A 14685-nucleotide genomic window follows, 5' to 3' on the forward strand; every position below is an offset into this window, starting at 1 on the left:
CCCGTGTGGGAGTAGCGAGGCCACGGTAGGCCGCGCTGCTTGAACCCGCACTGAGTCCTGGCGCCTGCCCTGCCGGCGTTTACCCGCCAGCCATGTGCCGCCGTCCGCCCGCGGTAGCGGCCTCGGGAATCCGGCCCGCGCGCTGACTGTCACCCGCTCCTCTTGGCCGCCAGCAAGGCCTGGATTCTCGCCACGGCGTCTTCCTGGCTGATGCGCTGGACCGGCGCCGGCGGGCGTTTGCGCGCTGCCGGCTTCTTCGCCGCGGCGGCGGCAACCGGCCGGCTCGCCACCTTCCGGGTAGCTGGCTTCTTCACGGCCGCCGGCGTCGCCGCGGCCTTCTTCTGTGTCCCCTTGCGCGCAGCGGTCTTCTTTGCGGTCGGCTTCGCAGCTGGCGTCTTTCCGGCAGCGGCTTTCCCTGTCGGGGACTTCTTCGCAGCCGGCTTGCGGATGGTGGCCATACGTTCGTTCTCCTGCGGCGGGCAATGGGACCGTGACCAGTATGCACGCCCCGGCCGCGCCGGGCATGACGCGGCGCAGGCCGCGTTCATCATCAGAAGCTCGGCTGCATCAGCGCGTCGAGGAAATGCGGCAGCACCCGCGGCTCCGCCAGCAAGGTGAAGACCATGCCGTAGGCCGCGCCCCACAGGTGCGCGCTGTGGTTGACGTTGCCCTGCCCGCGGCGGTCCATGTAGATCGAGTAACCGGTGTACAGCACCGCGTAGACGATCGCCGGCATCGGGATCACCAGCACGATGATCCGCGACCATGGCGCCAGCAGGATGAAGGCGAACAAGACGGCCGATACCGCGCCCGAGGCGCCGAGGCTGCGGTAGCTCGGGTTGCCGCGGTTCTTCAGGTAGGTCGGCAGGATCGAGACCACCAGGCCGCCGATGTAGAACAGCGCGAAGCCGAACGGCCCCATGCGCGCGGCGAAGAAGCCCTCCATCACCCGGCCGAAGAAGAACAGCGTGATCATGTTGAACAGCAGGTGGCCGAAATCCGCATGCACCAGGCCGTAGGTCACCAGCCGGTGGTATTCGCGCTGGCGGGCGATCGCCGGCGGCCACAGGATCAGATCGTTCAGCAGGCGGCTGTTCTTGAACGCCATGAACGAGACGATGCAGGTGATGGCGATGATGGCCAGGGTGATCGGCATGGGCGATTCCGCGTCGGGCAGCAAATGCGCACATCTTGGCGCCCGCGCCGCGGCTTGTCGACTTTCCGCCCGCGCCACCGCGACCACCGGCGCTTATGCCCCGCCCGCTCGTCGATATTCCGCGGGATCACTGCCCAGCCCGGAGACAGGCGGCTATCATTCGCCGCTTTACGCGACCGCTGCGGTCGCCCGGCGCATGCCATGACCTCGCTCCGCTACCTGCATCTGGACGTCTTCGCCGCCACCTTGGGCGGCGGCAACCATCTTGGCGTGGTGATCGGCGCAGGCGACTGGAGCGCCGAGGCAATGCAGCGCTTCGCGCGCTGGACGGCGCTGGTGGAGACCACCTTCCTGCTGCCGCCGAGCGACCCGCGGGCCAGCTATCGCGTGCGCATCTTCACTCCGCACAAGGAAATCCCGTTCGCCGGCCACCCCAGCATCGGCAGTGCGCACGCCGCGCTGGAATGCGGCCTGGCCCAGCCGCACGATGGCCTGTTGTGGCAGGAATGCGGCGCCGGCGTGCTGCCGATCCGCGTCGAAGGCAACGGCACCAGCCGCGAACTGTTGCTGCAGTCGCCCGGCGAGCGGGTGCTGGGCACCGGCCGCGACGCCCATCCGCTGCTGGCGGCCACGCTGGCCGGCATCGAACTGGGCGTGCTGCCGCCGGCGCTGGTCGACGGCGGGCGGCGCTGGTGGCTGGCCGAGGTGGCGGACGAAGCCAGCCTGCGCGCGTGGCGGCCCGACCACGCGGCGATTGCCGCGCTGGCGCAAGCCAGCGACAGCATGGGATTGTGCGCATTCGCAAGAAGCGGTCACCCCGACTACCAGCTGGTGGTGCGCGCGTTCCCGGCGGGCGTGGGCATCGTCGAGGACCCCGCTTCCGGCGCCGCCAACGGGCTGATCGCCGCGTATATCGTGCACGCCGAACCGCACGGCGCGCTGGCCCGTGGCTACCAGGTCAGCCAGGGTCGCGAGATCGGCCACGACGCGCAACTGCTCGTGCACATCGACGGCAACGCGATCTGGGTCGGCGGACGCAGCCACACGGTGATCGACGGCACGCTGCAGTGGGCGCCGTAACGCCCTGTACCGGCTATTCGCGTTCGTCCAGATGCGCCCGGCGCGCGGCGACCAGCGCCAGTGCCGACCAGTCCAGTTCCGCATCGCCGGCGGCCAGCGCCTCCAGCATGGCGTCGCGCAGCACGCCGGCGAACGGCAGCGGCACACGCTGCGCCTCCCCCGCGGCCAGCGCCAGCCCCACATCCTTGTAGCCCAGCGGCAAGGCGAACCCGGCCGGCTTGAAACGCTGCTCGGCGATCAGCCTGCCGTAGCCCTGATAGGCCGGCGCGGCAAACAGCGTATTCGTCATCACGTCGAGAAAGTCCGCCGCGCTGACGCCGTGGGCGCGCGTCAGCGCCGTCGCCTCGGCCATGCTCTCGATCGCCGCCGCCAGCATGAAGTTGCCCGCGATCTTCGCCACGTTCGCGCGCTCCGGCGCCTCGCCCAATGGCCACAGTTTGCTGCCCATCGCCTCCAGCAGCGGCCGCACGCGTTCGATGGCGGCCGGCTTGCCGGCCACCAGGATGTTGAGCTTGGCCGCAGCGGCCATGTCCGGACGGCCGAACACCGGTGCAGCGACGTACTCCAGCCCGCGTTTCTCGTGCTCCGCGGCCAGCTCCCGCGCCAGCGCCACCGAGATCGTGGCGTGGTTGACGTGCACGGTGCCGCGATCCATCGCGTCGAGCAGGCCGCCGTCGAGGAACACCTCGCGCACCGCCCGGTCGTTCGCCAGCATGCTGCACAGCGCCGCGCCCTGCGCGGCACGGTCGGCGGTTTTCGCCACCTTCGCACCCAGCGAGGCCAGCGGTTCGCTGGCGGTGGCCGAACGGTTCCATACCGTCAGCGTGTGACCGGCCGCCAGCAGGTTGCTGGCCATTGCGCTGCCCATCGCGCCGAGTCCGATGAATCCGACTTTCATGCAGGTGTCCTCATGCCGAAACCGGCGCACAGTGAAGCACGCGGGATATTCAATCCATGCGAAATCCGCCGCGTGCGGGCAGCCTCATGCCGCCTGCCCTGCCGCCTGCCCCGACGCCCACGCCCACTGGAAGTTGTAGCCGCCGAGCCAGCCAGTGACGTCGACCACCTCGCCGATGAAATACAGCCCCGGCACGAGCTTCGACTGCATCGTGCTGGAGGACAGGCCGTCGGTGTCGACGCCGCCCAGGGTGACTTCGGCGGTGCGGTAGCCTTCGGTGCCGCTGGCGGTGATCGGCCAGGCGTTGAGTTGCGCACCGACCTGGCTCAGTTCGGCGTCGCGGTACTGGCGCATCGGGCGGCTCTCGTACGCGGGGAGCGGCCAGGGATGGCCGCTGTTTTGAGGAGCGAGGAACCATTGCTCGCACAGACGCTGCGCCAGGCGTTTCGGCAACACGTCGCCCAGCACGGTCTTCAGTTCCGCCAGCGGCCGCGCCGCGCGCTGCTCGACCAGGTGCGTGCCGGCGTCCCGGTCCGGCAGCAGGTCGATGCGCAGGTCGTCGCCGGGGTGCCAGTACGAGGAAATCTGCAGGATCGCCGGACCACTGATGCCGCGATGGGTGAACAGCAGGCCGGCGCGAAAACCCTGCCTGCCCACGCGCGCTTCCACCGCGGGTAGCGCCACGCCGGCCAGATCCTGGTAGTGCTCCTGGTGCTTGCCGCTCAGGGTCAGCGGCACCAGGCCGGCGCGCGTGGGCAGCACGGCGTGGCCGAACTGGCGCGCCAGCTCGTAACCGAAGCCGCTGGCGCCCATGCTGGGGATCGACAGGCCGCCCGAGGCGACCACCAGCGATTCGGCGTGCAGCTCGCCGCGCGCGGTGTGCACGCTGAAACCTTCCGGCGTCTTGCGCACGCGCTGCACGCCGCAGTTCGCTTCCACCGCGACGCCGGCAGCAACGCATTCGTCCAGCAGCATGCGCACGATCTGCTTGGCCGAGTCGTCGCAGAACAGCTGGCCCAGTTCCTTCTCGTGGTAGGCGATGCGGTGCTTCTCGACCAGCGCGATGAAATCCCACGGCGTGTAGCGCGCCAGCGCGGACTTGGCGAAATGCGGGTTCGCCGACAGATAGTTCGCCGGCGTCGCGCCCGTATTGGTGAAATTGCAGCGCCCGCCGCCGGACATCAGGATCTTCTTGCCGACCTTGTTGGCGTGGTCGACCACCAGCACGCGGCGGCCGCGCCGACCGGCGGCGATCGCGCACATCAGGCCCGCGGCGCCGGCGCCGATGATCAACACGTCGGTTTTCAAGAACTAACCATGGTTGCACCGTTGTGCTTTGGCTCGTCATCCCGGCGCAAGCCGGGATCCAGTGCCTTTGCCAACTATGAGGCGCTGGATTCCGGCTTTCGCCGGAATGACGAGAAGGAAAGTCGCGCATTATCGCCCAGCCGCATGGCTTACACTTTGTTCCTGTTCCCAGCGAGCCGCCGCCATGCCTTCCTTTGACGTGATCTCCGAAGTCGACAAGCACGAACTGACCAATGCGATCGACCAGGCCAACCGCGAGCTGACCACGCGCTTCGACTTCAAGGGCGTGGACGCGCAGTACGTGCTGGACGACGGCGTGATCACCCAGAACGCGCCCAGCGAGTTCCAGTTGCAGCAGATGCTGGACATCCTGCGCGGCCGGCTGACCGCGCGGAAGATCGACATCCGCGCGCTCGACGTCGGTGACCCGGAAACCAACCTGGGCGGCTCGCGGCAGAAGATCACCGTGAAGCAGGGCATCGAGCAGCCGGTGGCGAAGAAGCTGGTCGCCGAACTCAAGGCGGCCAAGCTCAAGGTCGAGGCGCAGATCAACGGCGACAAGCTGCGCATCAGCGGCAAGAAGCGCGACGACCTGCAGGCGGCGATGGCGGTGCTGCGCAAGTCCGAGGTCGAGCTGCCGCTGCAGTTCGACAACTTCCGCGACTGAGTTCAGGCCCTCGACAGCAGCCGGCCGCCCATCGCGGCATTGACCGCCACCACCACGATCACCGCCAACGCGTGGGTCAGCAGATCGGTGGCGGCGGAGTCGAACGCGTGGCAGATCTCCAGCAGGCTGGCCGAGGCTGCCGCGCTGGCTAGGCCGATCAGCACCGCGGTGAGCACCGGCCGCAACGGACACGCGCGGCGCAGCAGCACGATCAGCAAGGCGGACAGCGGCACCGAGAAGCCGATGATGAAAATCAGGCAATCGGCGGACTGATGCATGCCGGCGATCTCGGTGCCCGGCGCGATCCATTCGCGCAGGCAGCCGAGGCCGCTGGCACCGATCCACAGCAGCGCTCCGGGCAGCGGCAGCCACGCCCACGCCGCACGGCGCCCTGGCACGCCCAGCGCGAACGCGGCCCACGCCGCGCAGATCGCGGTGATCGCCGCGCCGATGCCGGCCCAGGCCAGGTCCGGCGTGGCATCCCAGCGCCGCAGCATCGGGCCCGCGCCGTAATGCATCAGCAACCCGACCGCGAGCGCCACCACCACCAGCAGCCAGCCGGCGGTACGCAGCCATGGCGGCAGCAGACGCCGCACCGGCACCAGCTCGGTGCCAAGGCGGTCGATCAGCGCCTCATGGGATTGCGGGTCGGACATCACGTCAGGGTTCTCCATGGAAACGTTCGCGCAGTGCCTTCAGCGCGCGGTGCAGGTTCACTTTCAGCGCGCCGGTGTTGCGCCCGGTCAACTCGGCCGCCTCGCTGAGCGAACGCTCGCGCAGGCCCAGCTGTTCCACCGCCTCGCGCTGGCCCGGCGGCAATTCGGCGATCGCCTCGTGCAGGCGCTGCGCGCGCTGTTCGCCCTCGGTGGCGGCGCTGGCGTCGTCGGCATCCGGATGCTGGTCGAGCGCGACATCGTCGCGCAGTTCGCGGCTGTCGCGACGACCGCGGCGGCGCAACGCGTCGATCGCGCGGCGACTGGCGATCGCGGTCAGCCACGCATCGTACGAACGGGTCGGGTCGTAGGTGTGGCGCACGCGGTGCACGGTGATCAGGGCCTCCTGCACCACGTCGTCCAGCTGATCCTGCGCCACGCCCTGGCGCCGCGCGGTGGCGCGGATCAGCGCCACCGAATCGGCCAGCAGCCTCTCGTAGGCGCGTCGGTCGCCGGCCTGTGCCGCAACCATCCACGCCGCCCGGCGCTGGCTGGGCGACTCGCCGTCATTCGCGGTGGCCACATCGGCTGGCACGGTCGGGGCGGGACTCGTTCGCAGGGAAAGTACGCTATCTAGACCCATGAAGCCGGTGGCGGTCAAGGCTTGCGACATGCTTCGCTCCGCGGCGGAACGCCTGACAGGTATTCGCTGCCGTCGGCGCCAACGTTACTTCGTGCCGGCGTGTAACCCTCGCCAGGGCAACGGCGAATAACCAGACAACCTTCCACGGATGCCCCCCATGCTCGTGTTGATCCTCGCCTATCTAGGCGGCGTACTGACCATCCTCAGCCCGTGCATCCTGCCGGTGCTGCCGTTCGTGTTCGCCCGCTCCGACCGCCCGTTCATGCGCAATGGCTTGCCGATGCTGCTGGGCATGGCGATCACGTTCGCCGCCGTGGCCACGCTGGCTGCGCTCGGCGGCGGCTGGGCGGTGCACGCGAACCAGTACGGCCGCTACGTGGCGATGCTGGTGCTGGCCTTCCTCGGCCTGACCCTGTTGTCGACCCGGCTGGCCGAATGGATCACGCGCCCGTTCGTGGCGCTGGGCAACCGGCTGTCGCAGCGCTCGGCCGGCGATGGCGATTCGGTCTGGGCCGCGGCCGGCCTCGGCGTCGCCACCGGCCTGCTGTGGGCGCCGTGCGCGGGACCGATCCTGGGCCTGCTGCTGACCGGTGCGGCGCTGAACGGCGCCAGCGCGCAGACCACCTTGCTGCTGCTCACCTATGCCGCCGGTGCAGCCACTTCGCTCGGCCTGGCGCTGCTGATCGGCGGCAAGGTGTTCGCGCTGATGAAGCGCTCGCTCGGCGCCGGCGAGTGGGTGCGCCGCGCGCTCGGCGTGCTGGTGCTGTGCGGCGTGGCGGCGATCGCGCTGGGCCTGGATACCGGCCTGCTCACCCGCGTCTCGCTGGCCAGCACCGGCGGCATCGAGCAGAAGCTGATCAACGCCGTGCGCCCGGCGCCGGCGCCGCAGTCGGTGCTGAAGGCCGGCGAGCCGTTGCCGGTGGAAGGCACGCTGCCGTCGCTGGCCGGTGCCACGCAATGGCTGAACAGTCCGCCGCTGACCACCGAAGCGCTGCGCGGCAAGGTGGTGCTGGTCGATTTCTGGACGTACTCCTGCATCAACTGCATCCGCGCGCTGCCGTACGTGCGTGGCTGGGCCGACAAGTACAAGGACCACGGCCTGGTGGTGATCGGCGTGCATGCGCCGGAGTTCGCGTTCGAGAAGGATCCGGCCAACGTGACCAAGGCCGTGAAGGACCTGGGCGTCGACTACCCGGTCGCGCTGGACAACGACTACGCGATCTGGAAAGGCTTCAACAACGAGTACTGGCCGGCGCACTACTTCATCGACGCACAGGGGCAGATCCGCCATCACCATTTCGGCGAAGGCGAGTACCGGGAAAGCGAGGACGTGATCCGCCAGTTGCTGGCCGACGCCGGCCAGAAGAACCTGCCCGGCGGCTACGTCAGCGACGACCACCGCGGCGTCGAGGCGGCCGCCTCGGATGACCCCACCCGCTCGCCGGAAACCTACGTCGGCTACGCCCGCGCAATGAACTTCGTCGGCGGCCGGGTGGCGCGTGACGAGGCGCACGACTATCACGCACCCGCCTCGCTCGCCGTGGACCAGTGGTCGCTCGACGGGCGCTGGACCGTACGCGATGAAAACGCGCAACTGGAGCGGGCCGGCGGCCGCATCGTCTATCGCTTCCGCGGCCGCGACCTGCACCTGGTGCTCGGCCCAGCGGCGGACGGCAAGCCGATCCGCTACCGCGTGAGCATCGACGGCAAGCCGCCCGGCGCCGATCACGGCATGGACACCGACGCCGACGGCCACGGCACGATCACCAGTCAGCGGCTGTATCAGCTGGTACGCCAGGCCCACGGCAGCGGTGAGCGGCTGTTCGAGATCGAGTTCCTGGACCCGGGCGTGCAGGCCTACGCCTTCACGTTCGGCTGAAGCGACACGTAGGAGCCCGCTTGCGGGCGATGCCTCTGCGCTCGCGGAAAAGCATCGCCCGCAAGCGGGCTCCTACACAAAAGAACATCCACGGAGGTTGTCATGCCACGTCTCGATGAAACTCTCGCGATGGATCGCCGCCGCTTCCTGCGTGCCGCGCTCGGCGGCGGTGCACTGTTGGCCGTCGGCGGCGGCCTGCTGCTGCCGCGCCTGCATGCGGCGGCGAATGCGCCGGTCGGCGCGCCGGGCGAGGTGTTGCTGGAAATCTTCGACGACGCCGGCCACGACCTCGGCGCGCGCAAGGTGGCGAAGCTGGTGCTGAGCGACGCGCAATGGCGGCAGCGGCTGTCGCCGGCGGCGTACGAGGTGATGCGCCACGAAGACACCGAGCGCGCGTTCAGCGGCGAGCACGAGCGGCCTGCCGTGCCCGGCCTGTTCCGCTGCGTGGCTTGCGCCACTGCGCTGTACGACGCCGCCACCGAGTTCGACTCCGGCACCGGCTGGCCCAGCTTCTGGCAGCCGATCGCCGCGCGCAACGTGATCGAGCGCAGCGATCATCTGTTCGGCATGCAGCGCACCGCGATCAGCTGCGCCGGCTGCGACAGCCACCTCGGCCACGTCTTCGACGACGGCCCGCGGCCGACCGGGTTGCGCTACTGCATGAACTCGGTGGCGCTCCGTTTCGTGCCGCACGCAGCAGCCTGACCGCGCAAGCGGCTCAGCGGCCTTCCCGCGACCACGGCCACCAGCCGCGCCCCGAGCGCGCGTAGCGATCGGCCGCGCGCTCGAACGGATTGCGCGCGCTGATGCCGCCGCACAGCAGGTACAGCGGCAGGAACAGCGGGCCGAGCAGCATGTACTGGTAGACATGTGCGCGTTCGTGGTCGGCCAGCGACACCGGCGGCTCGATGCCGCGACCGGCGCGATGCGCATAGGTGAGGCACGGCGTGTCCAGATGCTCGCCGGTATGCACGATCACGTTGCCCAGGGTCAGCGCACCGCCGCGCCCCCACGGCCAGCGGCGCACCACCAGCGCCAGCTCGCGCCGCTGCCAGCGCAGACGTGCGCCGAAAGCCACACCGACCACGCCCAGCAGCAAGCCCAGCAAGGTATTCGGTACGGTCCACAGCATGCCCAGCGCGAGCGGACTTCGCCGCGGCCAGCGTGTACCGGATGAGTCGGGATGTCGCAGCATGTCGGCTCGGCTTGGGTTCGGCGGTGGTCGTCGCCATCTTGTCGGCGTTGGCGCCTGGCGCCTGACCCGTTACCGGAGTCTGCCATGAGTACACCACTGGCCATCCCCTGCCCGCATTGCGGTGCGCTGAATCGCGTGCCGGCCGAACGGGTCGGCGAGCATCCAAACTGCGGTCGCTGCAAGCAACCGCTGTTCGAGGGACACCCGGCGGAATTGACCGCGGCGAACTTCGAGGCGATCGTCGGCCGCGGCGACCTGCCGGTGCTGGTGGATTTCTGGGCGCCGTGGTGCGGCCCGTGCGTCGGTTTCGCGCCAGTGTTCGTGCAGGCCGCCGGCAGGTTCGAACCGCGCCTGCGGCTGGCCAAGCTGGACACCGAGGCGCAGCCGCAACTGGCCGCACGCTTCAACATCCGCAGCATTCCCACCCTGGTCATGTTCAAGCACGGCCGCGAGATCGCGCGGCAGTCCGGCGCGCTGAACGCGGCGCAGCTGCAGCAGTTCGTCGAAGGCGCGCTGGCGCGCGGCTGATCACATGGCTGGCTGGCCGGTACCCGCCGCCTGCCAGCGCAGCCAGTCGATCACCGCGGCCACCGCCGGGCGCGGCTTGGCCGGCGGCCGCACGATCCAGTACGACGGCCCCAGCGCCACCTCGAGTTCGCCGAACGGACGCAGCAGGCTGCCGTTCGCCACGTCGTCCGCGGCCAGCCGATGGCGCGCCAGCGCCACGCCCTGGCCCTGCATCGCCGCGCGCAACACCAGGTCGGACGAGGTGTAGCGTGCGCCGCCCTGCAGCGACAGCTTCGCCGGCCCGTGCGCCTGTCGCCAAAGCTCCCACGCTGCCTGCGGGTCGCGATCGTGCAGCAGGCGCAGGCCAGCCAGTTGCGCCGGCCTGGACGGACGCCCGGACGCCTGCCACAGCGCCGGGCTCATCACCGGATACAGCGCGTCGTCCATCAGCGACTCGGCATGCAGTTCCGGCCACGGTCCCTTGCCCATGCGGATCGCCAGGTCGATGCGGCCGTCGTCCAGCGCATCGAGGCGCTGCTCCACCTGCACCGACAGTTCGATCTTCGGGTGCGCTTTTTCCAGCGCGGGCAACCGCGGCAGCAGCCAGCGGATCGCGAACGACGGCGAGGCGGACAGGGTCACCGCATGCGCCGGGCGGGTCTCGCGCAACGCCGCCACCGCCTGTTCGATCCCGCGCAGCCCGGCCAGCGTGGCACGACCCAGCGCCTCGCCCTGCGGCGTGAAAACCAGCGCGCCGCGACCGGCCGCCGTGCGCAGCAGCGGCACACCCAGCCAGCGATCCAGCTCGCTCAGATGCCGGCTCACCGAGGAGTGCACCATGCCCAGCTCGCGCGCGGCGGCGCGTACGCCGCCGTGCGCATAGACCATGGCGAAGGCACGCAAGGCATTCAGCGGCAGCTCGTTCATGGTCGCAATTCTAGACCATAAACCACACGGCACAGACCAGCCGCAGCCACGAGAATGTGCTTCATCCGACCATTAGCGATGAGGGACATGCCATGGATCCGTTGCTCGCCGCGTGCGGCCTGCTCTGCGTGGCCGCGATCACGCCCGGTCCGAACAACCTGGTGGTGCTGCGCGCGGCAGGGCAGGCCGGCCTGCGCGGCGCGATGCCGGCGATCGCCGGCATCGTGTGCGGCGGCCTGCTGCTGCTCGCCGTGATGGCGCTGGGTGCGGGCGCGGCGTTCGCCACACATCCGCCACTACGGCGCTGGACCGGCGTGATCGGCGCCGTGTACCTGGCCTGGCTCGGCGTATCGCTGTGCGCCGCCGGCATCGCGCCACGGCACGCCGCCGCGACCTCGGCAGCCTTGCCGGCCGGCATCCTGGGCCTGATCGGCTTCCAGTTCCTCAACCCGAAAAGCTGGGTGATCGTGCTGAGCGTGCTGGCGGCGGTGCCGGCCGCCGGCCTGCGCGACTACCTGCCGCTGGCCGGACTGTTCGTGCTGATCCCCACCCTGTGCCTGCTGCTGTGGGCCGCGCTTGGCGCGTGGCTGGCCCGCTGGCTGGTGCGCCCCACGATCCGCCGCGGCGTCGACATCGTGATGGGCGCCCTGCTGGTCGCCTGCGCCTTCCTGTTGCTGATCGAACCCTGACCCCCTTGCTTCACTGGAGATACCGAGATGACCGTCTTCCATACGACTCCTGCCCGCCGCGTGCTGTGCCTCCCCGGCAGCCTGCGCCGCGATTCCTGGAACCGCCGCCTGCTGCAGGCGGCTGTGGCCCAGGCGCCGGCGACACTGCAACTGGACGTCTACGACGCATTGTCCACCGTGCCGCTGTTCGACGAGGACCTGGAACAGCGCGAACCGGCCGGCCCCGCCGGCGTGCGGGCGCTGCGCGCGGCGATCGCCGCCGCGGACGGGCTGATCATCGCCACGCCCGAGTACAACCACGCCATGCCCGGCGTGCTGAAGAACGCGCTGGACTGGCTCTCGCGCGAAAGCCCGGCCGGTGACGTGCTGCCGGAGAAGCCCGTCGCCGTGCTCGGCGCCAGCAGCGGGCCGTGGGGTACGCGCCTGGCGCAGGCTTCGCTGCGCCAGGTGCTGCATACCTGCGGCGCCCTGGTGATGCCCGCCCCGACCCTGTTCGTGGCGAATGCGGCCAGCCGCTTCGACGCGGGTGGCGCGCTGACCGACCTGGCCATCGCGCAGTCGCTGCAGGATTTCACGCTGGCGTTCGAGCGATGGATGGAGCGCACCGCGCCGTCATTCGGCAATCGGGAACCCGCGGTGGCGGCGCGGCGCTGACCACGATCACCCATGCCTTTACGCACACTCCCGCCGCGACGGCGCCGGTTAAGCTGGCCGCTTTCGCCCGCGAGGAAGAACCGTGCACAAATCCCTGCGATCCGTCCTGCTGGCGGCCTTCGTGCTGGCCGTCGCCAACGCTGCCCCGGCCTTCGCCGCCGACACCCACAAGCCGGCCGCGCCGGAGTCGGCAGGCAGCGACGGCTTCCAGCTGCCGCCGCTGCCTGCCGATGCGCACGTGACGCAATCGGCCACGGTGGACGGGCGCACGCTCAAGTACACCGTCACCGTCGGCTCGCTGCCGGTGCGCGACGACAAGGGCAAGACCACCGGCGAAGTGGTGTTCACCGCCTACACCATGGCCGGCAGGGACCGCCCGGTGACGTTCGCGCTGAACGGCGGCCCGGGCGCCTCCTCGGTGTACCTCAACCTGGGCGCGATCGGGCCGAAGCGGGTGAACTTCGGCGCCGAAGGCGACAACCCGTCCGACCCGGCCACGCTGCACGACAACCCCGGCACCTGGCTGGGCTTCACCGACCTGGTGTTCATCGACCCGGTGGGCACCGGCTACAGCCGCGCATTGGTGGACGACAAGGAAGCCACCAAACAGTTCTACAGCACCGATAGCGACATCCAGTATCTCTCGCGCATCGTCTACGACTGGCTGGTGAAGAACGGCCGCATGGCCTCGCGCAAGTACCTGGTCGGCGAGAGCTACGGCGGCTTCCGCGGCCCGCGCATCACCGAGTACCTGCAGACCCGCCTCGGCGTGGCGATGAACGGCGTGGTGCTGCTGTCGCCGTACCTCGACCCGGCCGCGTTCGAGGACGGCAACGTGTCGCCGCTGCCGTGGATGCTCACCCTGCCCTCGATCGCCGCCGCCCATCTGGAGCGCGAGCACAAGCTCAGCGCCGCGGCGATGGCGCTGATCATCGAATACACCCGCGGCGAATACGCCAGCGACCTGATGCGCGGCCGCGCCGACCCGCAGGCCACCGAGCGCGTGGTGAAGAAGGTCACCGAGCTGACCGGACTCGACCCGCTGTTCGTCAAGCGCTCCGGCGGCCGCATCGAGACCCAGGCCTACCTGCGCGAGGTATACCGCGCCGAAGGCAAGCTGGGCAGCCGCTACGACTCCAACGTCACTGCGTGGGACCCGTTCCCGTACGCGCCGCACCAGCAAAGCGGCGACCCGATCCTCAACGGCATCATCGCGCCGACCACCACGGCGATGGTCGACTTCGTCACCCGCGTCGTGGGCTGGAAGTACGACGGCCGCTACAACGCGCTCAGCTACGAGGTGAACAAGCTGTGGCACGAGGACAAGGACGCCAACAAGGGCTCGGTGTCGCAGCTGCGCGAGGCGGTGGCCAACGACCCGGGCCTGCGCGTGCTGATCACCCATGGCTGGGACGACCTGTCCTGCCCGTTCATGGCCTCGGTGCTGATCGTCGACCAGATGCCGGCGATGGGCGACCCGACCCGCGTGCAGGTGAAGAACTACCCCGGCGGCCACATGTTCTACGCGCGCCCCGACAGCCAGGCCGCGCTGACCGCCGACGTGAAGGCGCTGTACGGCGTCAAATGAGACAACCGCAACCGGAGACCGGACGCACTACCACCTCGTGCTCGCGCGCTGAGCGCGAGTGCACTCTCCCGCACACCGAGCAATCCCCGAGCCTTGTTTCACTCAGTTTTCGCGAACCATGGACGACTCGACTGTCACTCAAAGCGGGAGACGTCGAACCTGCCGCGCAGCAAACTGGGTGGAAACCTGGTTCCTTCATAAAATGGCGGGGTTCGAGGTGCTCATCCCAGTCTACGCGGGCTTTTAGCCTCATCGACACAACGAAGCCAATCGTCCCACGCAGCAGGATCCAACGGCTTGCCGTCGCTTTCAATCGTGATATCTGCGATGAGAGTTTCCATATCATTTCCCGCTCGAGCATAGAACTGCTCGAGAAACAATCGCATAGCTATAAGCGCTTCATGCTCGGTAATCAAGGTGGGAGTCTCCATCATTTCGGGACTTCATTGACGCCGCCGTTGGTGATCTGGGTGCCATTGCGTACCTCCACCCATACTTGGCGTCCATCGGGCAGCGTCTCACGATAGACACTGATGCTGCCACCCGGGCCGCGAGTGCCGACAAAGTTATCCGATTTCACCGCGCCCTGAAGTAGGGCGCGATTTTCCGCAGTATCCTCAGCAAAATGCCCTCGAGCATTTCGGAAAATATGTGACGTATCGTCTCTGAAGGCGATTCCGGCATCTTTTTTTGCAAATCTCAGTACTGTCCGGGGAAATTGCTCGGCGATCTCAGTAAACGATTGATCATGCGCTAAAAAATGACAGCTCCGGGGTGTTAGCGATTTCAACCATGCAGGCCTCAACCTGGACGACCTCACGGGGAGGGCGTCGCCATGCAC

At 69.0% G+C, this 14685-nt stretch carries 19 protein-coding genes; 9 read left to right on the forward strand and 10 right to left on the reverse strand.

Going from position 1 to position 14685, the window contains the following annotated elements; translation table 11 throughout:
• Positions 1–149 precede the first annotated feature (149 nt).
• Both RHOOR87_RS0108065 and RHOOR87_RS0108070 read right to left on the reverse strand, forming a co-directional pair.
• Positions 150–458 (reverse strand): hypothetical protein, encoded by a 309-nt coding sequence (locus tag RHOOR87_RS0108065; protein ID WP_015448266.1) that lies wholly within the window; start codon positions 456–458, stop codon positions 150–152.
• 92 nt (positions 459–550) lie between these two features.
• Positions 551–1156, reverse strand: coding sequence for a rhomboid family intramembrane serine protease (locus tag RHOOR87_RS0108070; RefSeq protein ID WP_007507894.1), 606 nt, complete (start codon positions 1154–1156; stop codon positions 551–553).
• 201 nt (positions 1157–1357) lie between these two features.
• Between RHOOR87_RS0108070 and RHOOR87_RS0108075 the strand changes: the two genes are divergently transcribed.
• The gene (locus RHOOR87_RS0108075) at positions 1358–2236 is read left to right on the forward strand and encodes a PhzF family phenazine biosynthesis protein (protein WP_027484738.1); all 879 of its coding nucleotides are present in this window, start codon (positions 1358–1360) and stop codon (positions 2234–2236) included.
• Positions 2237–2249: 13 nt separating this feature from the next.
• On the opposite strand, the gene RHOOR87_RS0108080 is transcribed toward RHOOR87_RS0108075, so the two are convergent.
• Positions 2250–3134, reverse strand: coding sequence for an NAD(P)-dependent oxidoreductase (locus tag RHOOR87_RS0108080; protein ID WP_007507890.1), 885 nt, complete (start codon positions 3132–3134; stop codon positions 2250–2252).
• A gap of 84 nt (positions 3135–3218) precedes the next feature.
• Positions 3219–4442, reverse strand: coding sequence for an NAD(P)/FAD-dependent oxidoreductase (locus tag RHOOR87_RS0108085; RefSeq protein WP_027484739.1), 1224 nt, complete (start codon positions 4440–4442; stop codon positions 3219–3221).
• Between the two features lie 9 nt (positions 4443–4451).
• Between RHOOR87_RS0108085 and RHOOR87_RS20610 the strand changes: the two genes are divergently transcribed.
• Together RHOOR87_RS20610 and RHOOR87_RS0108090 are read left to right on the forward strand one after the other, a co-directional pair.
• Positions 4452–4640: a hypothetical protein gene (locus RHOOR87_RS20610; RefSeq protein WP_196806975.1), complete on the forward strand. Its 189-nt coding sequence runs from the start codon at positions 4452–4454 to the stop codon at positions 4638–4640.
• On the forward strand, positions 4627–5109 hold the full coding sequence (locus RHOOR87_RS0108090; protein WP_007507886.1) for a YajQ family cyclic di-GMP-binding protein: 483 nt from the start codon (positions 4627–4629) through the stop codon (positions 5107–5109). The genes RHOOR87_RS20610 and RHOOR87_RS0108090 overlap by 14 nt, the downstream gene beginning before the upstream one ends.
• A gap of 2 nt (positions 5110–5111) precedes the next feature.
• Here the strand turns inward: RHOOR87_RS0108090 and RHOOR87_RS0108095 are convergent, their stop codons facing one another.
• Together RHOOR87_RS0108095 and RHOOR87_RS0108100 are read right to left on the reverse strand one after the other, a co-directional pair.
• Positions 5112–5765: an NrsF family protein gene (locus tag RHOOR87_RS0108095; RefSeq protein ID WP_007507884.1), complete on the reverse strand. Its 654-nt coding sequence runs from the start codon at positions 5763–5765 to the stop codon at positions 5112–5114.
• 4 nt (positions 5766–5769) lie between these two features.
• A complete protein-coding gene (locus tag RHOOR87_RS0108100; RefSeq protein WP_015448271.1) occupies positions 5770–6435 on the reverse strand; it encodes a sigma-70 family RNA polymerase sigma factor in 666 nt (221 codons plus the stop codon).
• Positions 6436–6562: 127 nt separating this feature from the next.
• On the opposite strand from RHOOR87_RS0108100, the gene RHOOR87_RS0108105 reads away from it, so the two are divergent.
• Positions 6563–8284, forward strand: coding sequence for a cytochrome c biogenesis protein DipZ (locus RHOOR87_RS0108105; RefSeq protein WP_027484741.1), 1722 nt, complete (start codon positions 6563–6565; stop codon positions 8282–8284).
• 102 nt (positions 8285–8386) lie between these two features.
• Complete coding sequence (gene msrB, locus RHOOR87_RS0108110; protein ID WP_015448273.1) at positions 8387–8989, forward strand: peptide-methionine (R)-S-oxide reductase MsrB; 603 nt, start codon at positions 8387–8389, stop codon at positions 8987–8989.
• Between the two features lie 13 nt (positions 8990–9002).
• On the opposite strand, the gene RHOOR87_RS0108115 is transcribed toward msrB, so the two are convergent.
• Positions 9003–9479 (reverse strand): hypothetical protein, encoded by a 477-nt coding sequence (locus tag RHOOR87_RS0108115; RefSeq protein WP_027484742.1) that lies wholly within the window; start codon positions 9477–9479, stop codon positions 9003–9005.
• 84 nt (positions 9480–9563) lie between these two features.
• Between RHOOR87_RS0108115 and trxC the strand changes: the two genes are divergently transcribed.
• Positions 9564–10007, forward strand: a complete 444-nt coding sequence (gene trxC, locus RHOOR87_RS0108120) for a thioredoxin TrxC (protein ID WP_027484743.1) — start codon at positions 9564–9566, stop codon at positions 10005–10007.
• On the opposite strand, the gene RHOOR87_RS0108125 is transcribed toward trxC, so the two are convergent.
• Positions 10008–10913 carry a LysR substrate-binding domain-containing protein gene (locus tag RHOOR87_RS0108125; protein WP_027484744.1) on the reverse strand — a complete coding sequence of 302 codons (906 nt, stop codon included), beginning with the start codon at positions 10911–10913 and terminating at the stop codon, positions 10008–10010.
• A gap of 92 nt (positions 10914–11005) precedes the next feature.
• Between RHOOR87_RS0108125 and RHOOR87_RS0108130 the strand changes: the two genes are divergently transcribed.
• The 3 genes from RHOOR87_RS0108130 to RHOOR87_RS0108140 all read left to right on the forward strand — a co-directional run bounded on the left by RHOOR87_RS0108130 (position 11006) and on the right by RHOOR87_RS0108140 (position 13844).
• On the forward strand, positions 11006–11602 hold the full coding sequence (locus RHOOR87_RS0108130; protein WP_007507870.1) for a LysE family translocator: 597 nt from the start codon (positions 11006–11008) through the stop codon (positions 11600–11602).
• A 27-nt stretch (positions 11603–11629) separates the two neighbouring features.
• Positions 11630–12256 (forward strand): NADPH-dependent FMN reductase, encoded by a 627-nt coding sequence (locus RHOOR87_RS0108135; protein WP_027484745.1) that lies wholly within the window; start codon positions 11630–11632, stop codon positions 12254–12256.
• Between the two features lie 82 nt (positions 12257–12338).
• Positions 12339–13844 (forward strand): peptidase S10, encoded by a 1506-nt coding sequence (locus tag RHOOR87_RS0108140; protein ID WP_027484746.1) that lies wholly within the window; start codon positions 12339–12341, stop codon positions 13842–13844.
• Positions 13845–14065: 221 nt separating this feature from the next.
• Here the strand turns inward: RHOOR87_RS0108140 and RHOOR87_RS20325 are convergent, their stop codons facing one another.
• Positions 14066–14278, reverse strand: a complete 213-nt coding sequence (locus tag RHOOR87_RS20325) for a hypothetical protein (RefSeq protein ID WP_155950934.1) — start codon at positions 14276–14278, stop codon at positions 14066–14068.
• The coding region (locus RHOOR87_RS20330; protein ID WP_231381745.1) for a hypothetical protein at positions 14275–14685 on the reverse strand (411 nt) is incomplete at its 5' end. The genes RHOOR87_RS20330 and RHOOR87_RS20325, both read right to left, overlap by 4 nt.

The organism is Rhodanobacter sp. OR87 (genome assembly GCF_000473345.1).
Taxonomy (GTDB): domain Bacteria; phylum Pseudomonadota; class Gammaproteobacteria; order Xanthomonadales; family Rhodanobacteraceae; genus Rhodanobacter; species Rhodanobacter denitrificans.

What these genes read in the sequence shown, in the direction of transcription:
- RHOOR87_RS0108100 (WP_015448271.1), bottom strand. Translation starts at nt 6,435, where the DNA reads ATGTCGCAAGCCTTGACCGCCACCGGCTTCATGGGTCTAGATAGCGTA.
- RHOOR87_RS0108065 (WP_015448266.1), bottom strand. Translation starts at nt 458, where the DNA reads ATGGCCACCATCCGCAAGCCGGCTGCGAAGAAGTCCCCGACAGGGAAA.
- RHOOR87_RS0108125 (WP_027484744.1), bottom strand. Translation starts at nt 10,913, where the DNA reads ATGAACGAGCTGCCGCTGAATGCCTTGCGTGCCTTCGCCATGGTCTAT.
- RHOOR87_RS0108115 (WP_027484742.1), bottom strand. Translation starts at nt 9,479, where the DNA reads ATGCTGCGACATCCCGACTCATCCGGTACACGCTGGCCGCGGCGAAGT.
- RHOOR87_RS0108075 (WP_027484738.1), top strand. Translation starts at nt 1,358, where the DNA reads ATGACCTCGCTCCGCTACCTGCATCTGGACGTCTTCGCCGCCACCTTG.
- RHOOR87_RS0108130 (WP_007507870.1), top strand. Translation starts at nt 11,006, where the DNA reads ATGGATCCGTTGCTCGCCGCGTGCGGCCTGCTCTGCGTGGCCGCGATC.
- RHOOR87_RS0108105 (WP_027484741.1), top strand. Translation starts at nt 6,563, where the DNA reads ATGCTCGTGTTGATCCTCGCCTATCTAGGCGGCGTACTGACCATCCTC.
- RHOOR87_RS20325 (WP_155950934.1), bottom strand. Translation starts at nt 14,278, where the DNA reads ATGATGGAGACTCCCACCTTGATTACCGAGCATGAAGCGCTTATAGCT.
- RHOOR87_RS20610 (WP_196806975.1), top strand. Translation starts at nt 4,452, where the DNA reads ATGGTTGCACCGTTGTGCTTTGGCTCGTCATCCCGGCGCAAGCCGGGA.
- RHOOR87_RS0108090 (WP_007507886.1), top strand. Translation starts at nt 4,627, where the DNA reads ATGCCTTCCTTTGACGTGATCTCCGAAGTCGACAAGCACGAACTGACC.
- RHOOR87_RS0108070 (WP_007507894.1), bottom strand. Translation starts at nt 1,156, where the DNA reads ATGCCGATCACCCTGGCCATCATCGCCATCACCTGCATCGTCTCGTTC.
- msrB (WP_015448273.1), top strand. Translation starts at nt 8,387, where the DNA reads ATGCCACGTCTCGATGAAACTCTCGCGATGGATCGCCGCCGCTTCCTG.
- RHOOR87_RS0108080 (WP_007507890.1), bottom strand. Translation starts at nt 3,134, where the DNA reads ATGAAAGTCGGATTCATCGGACTCGGCGCGATGGGCAGCGCAATGGCC.
- trxC (WP_027484743.1), top strand. Translation starts at nt 9,564, where the DNA reads ATGAGTACACCACTGGCCATCCCCTGCCCGCATTGCGGTGCGCTGAAT.
- RHOOR87_RS0108095 (WP_007507884.1), bottom strand. Translation starts at nt 5,765, where the DNA reads ATGTCCGACCCGCAATCCCATGAGGCGCTGATCGACCGCCTTGGCACC.
- RHOOR87_RS0108135 (WP_027484745.1), top strand. Translation starts at nt 11,630, where the DNA reads ATGACCGTCTTCCATACGACTCCTGCCCGCCGCGTGCTGTGCCTCCCC.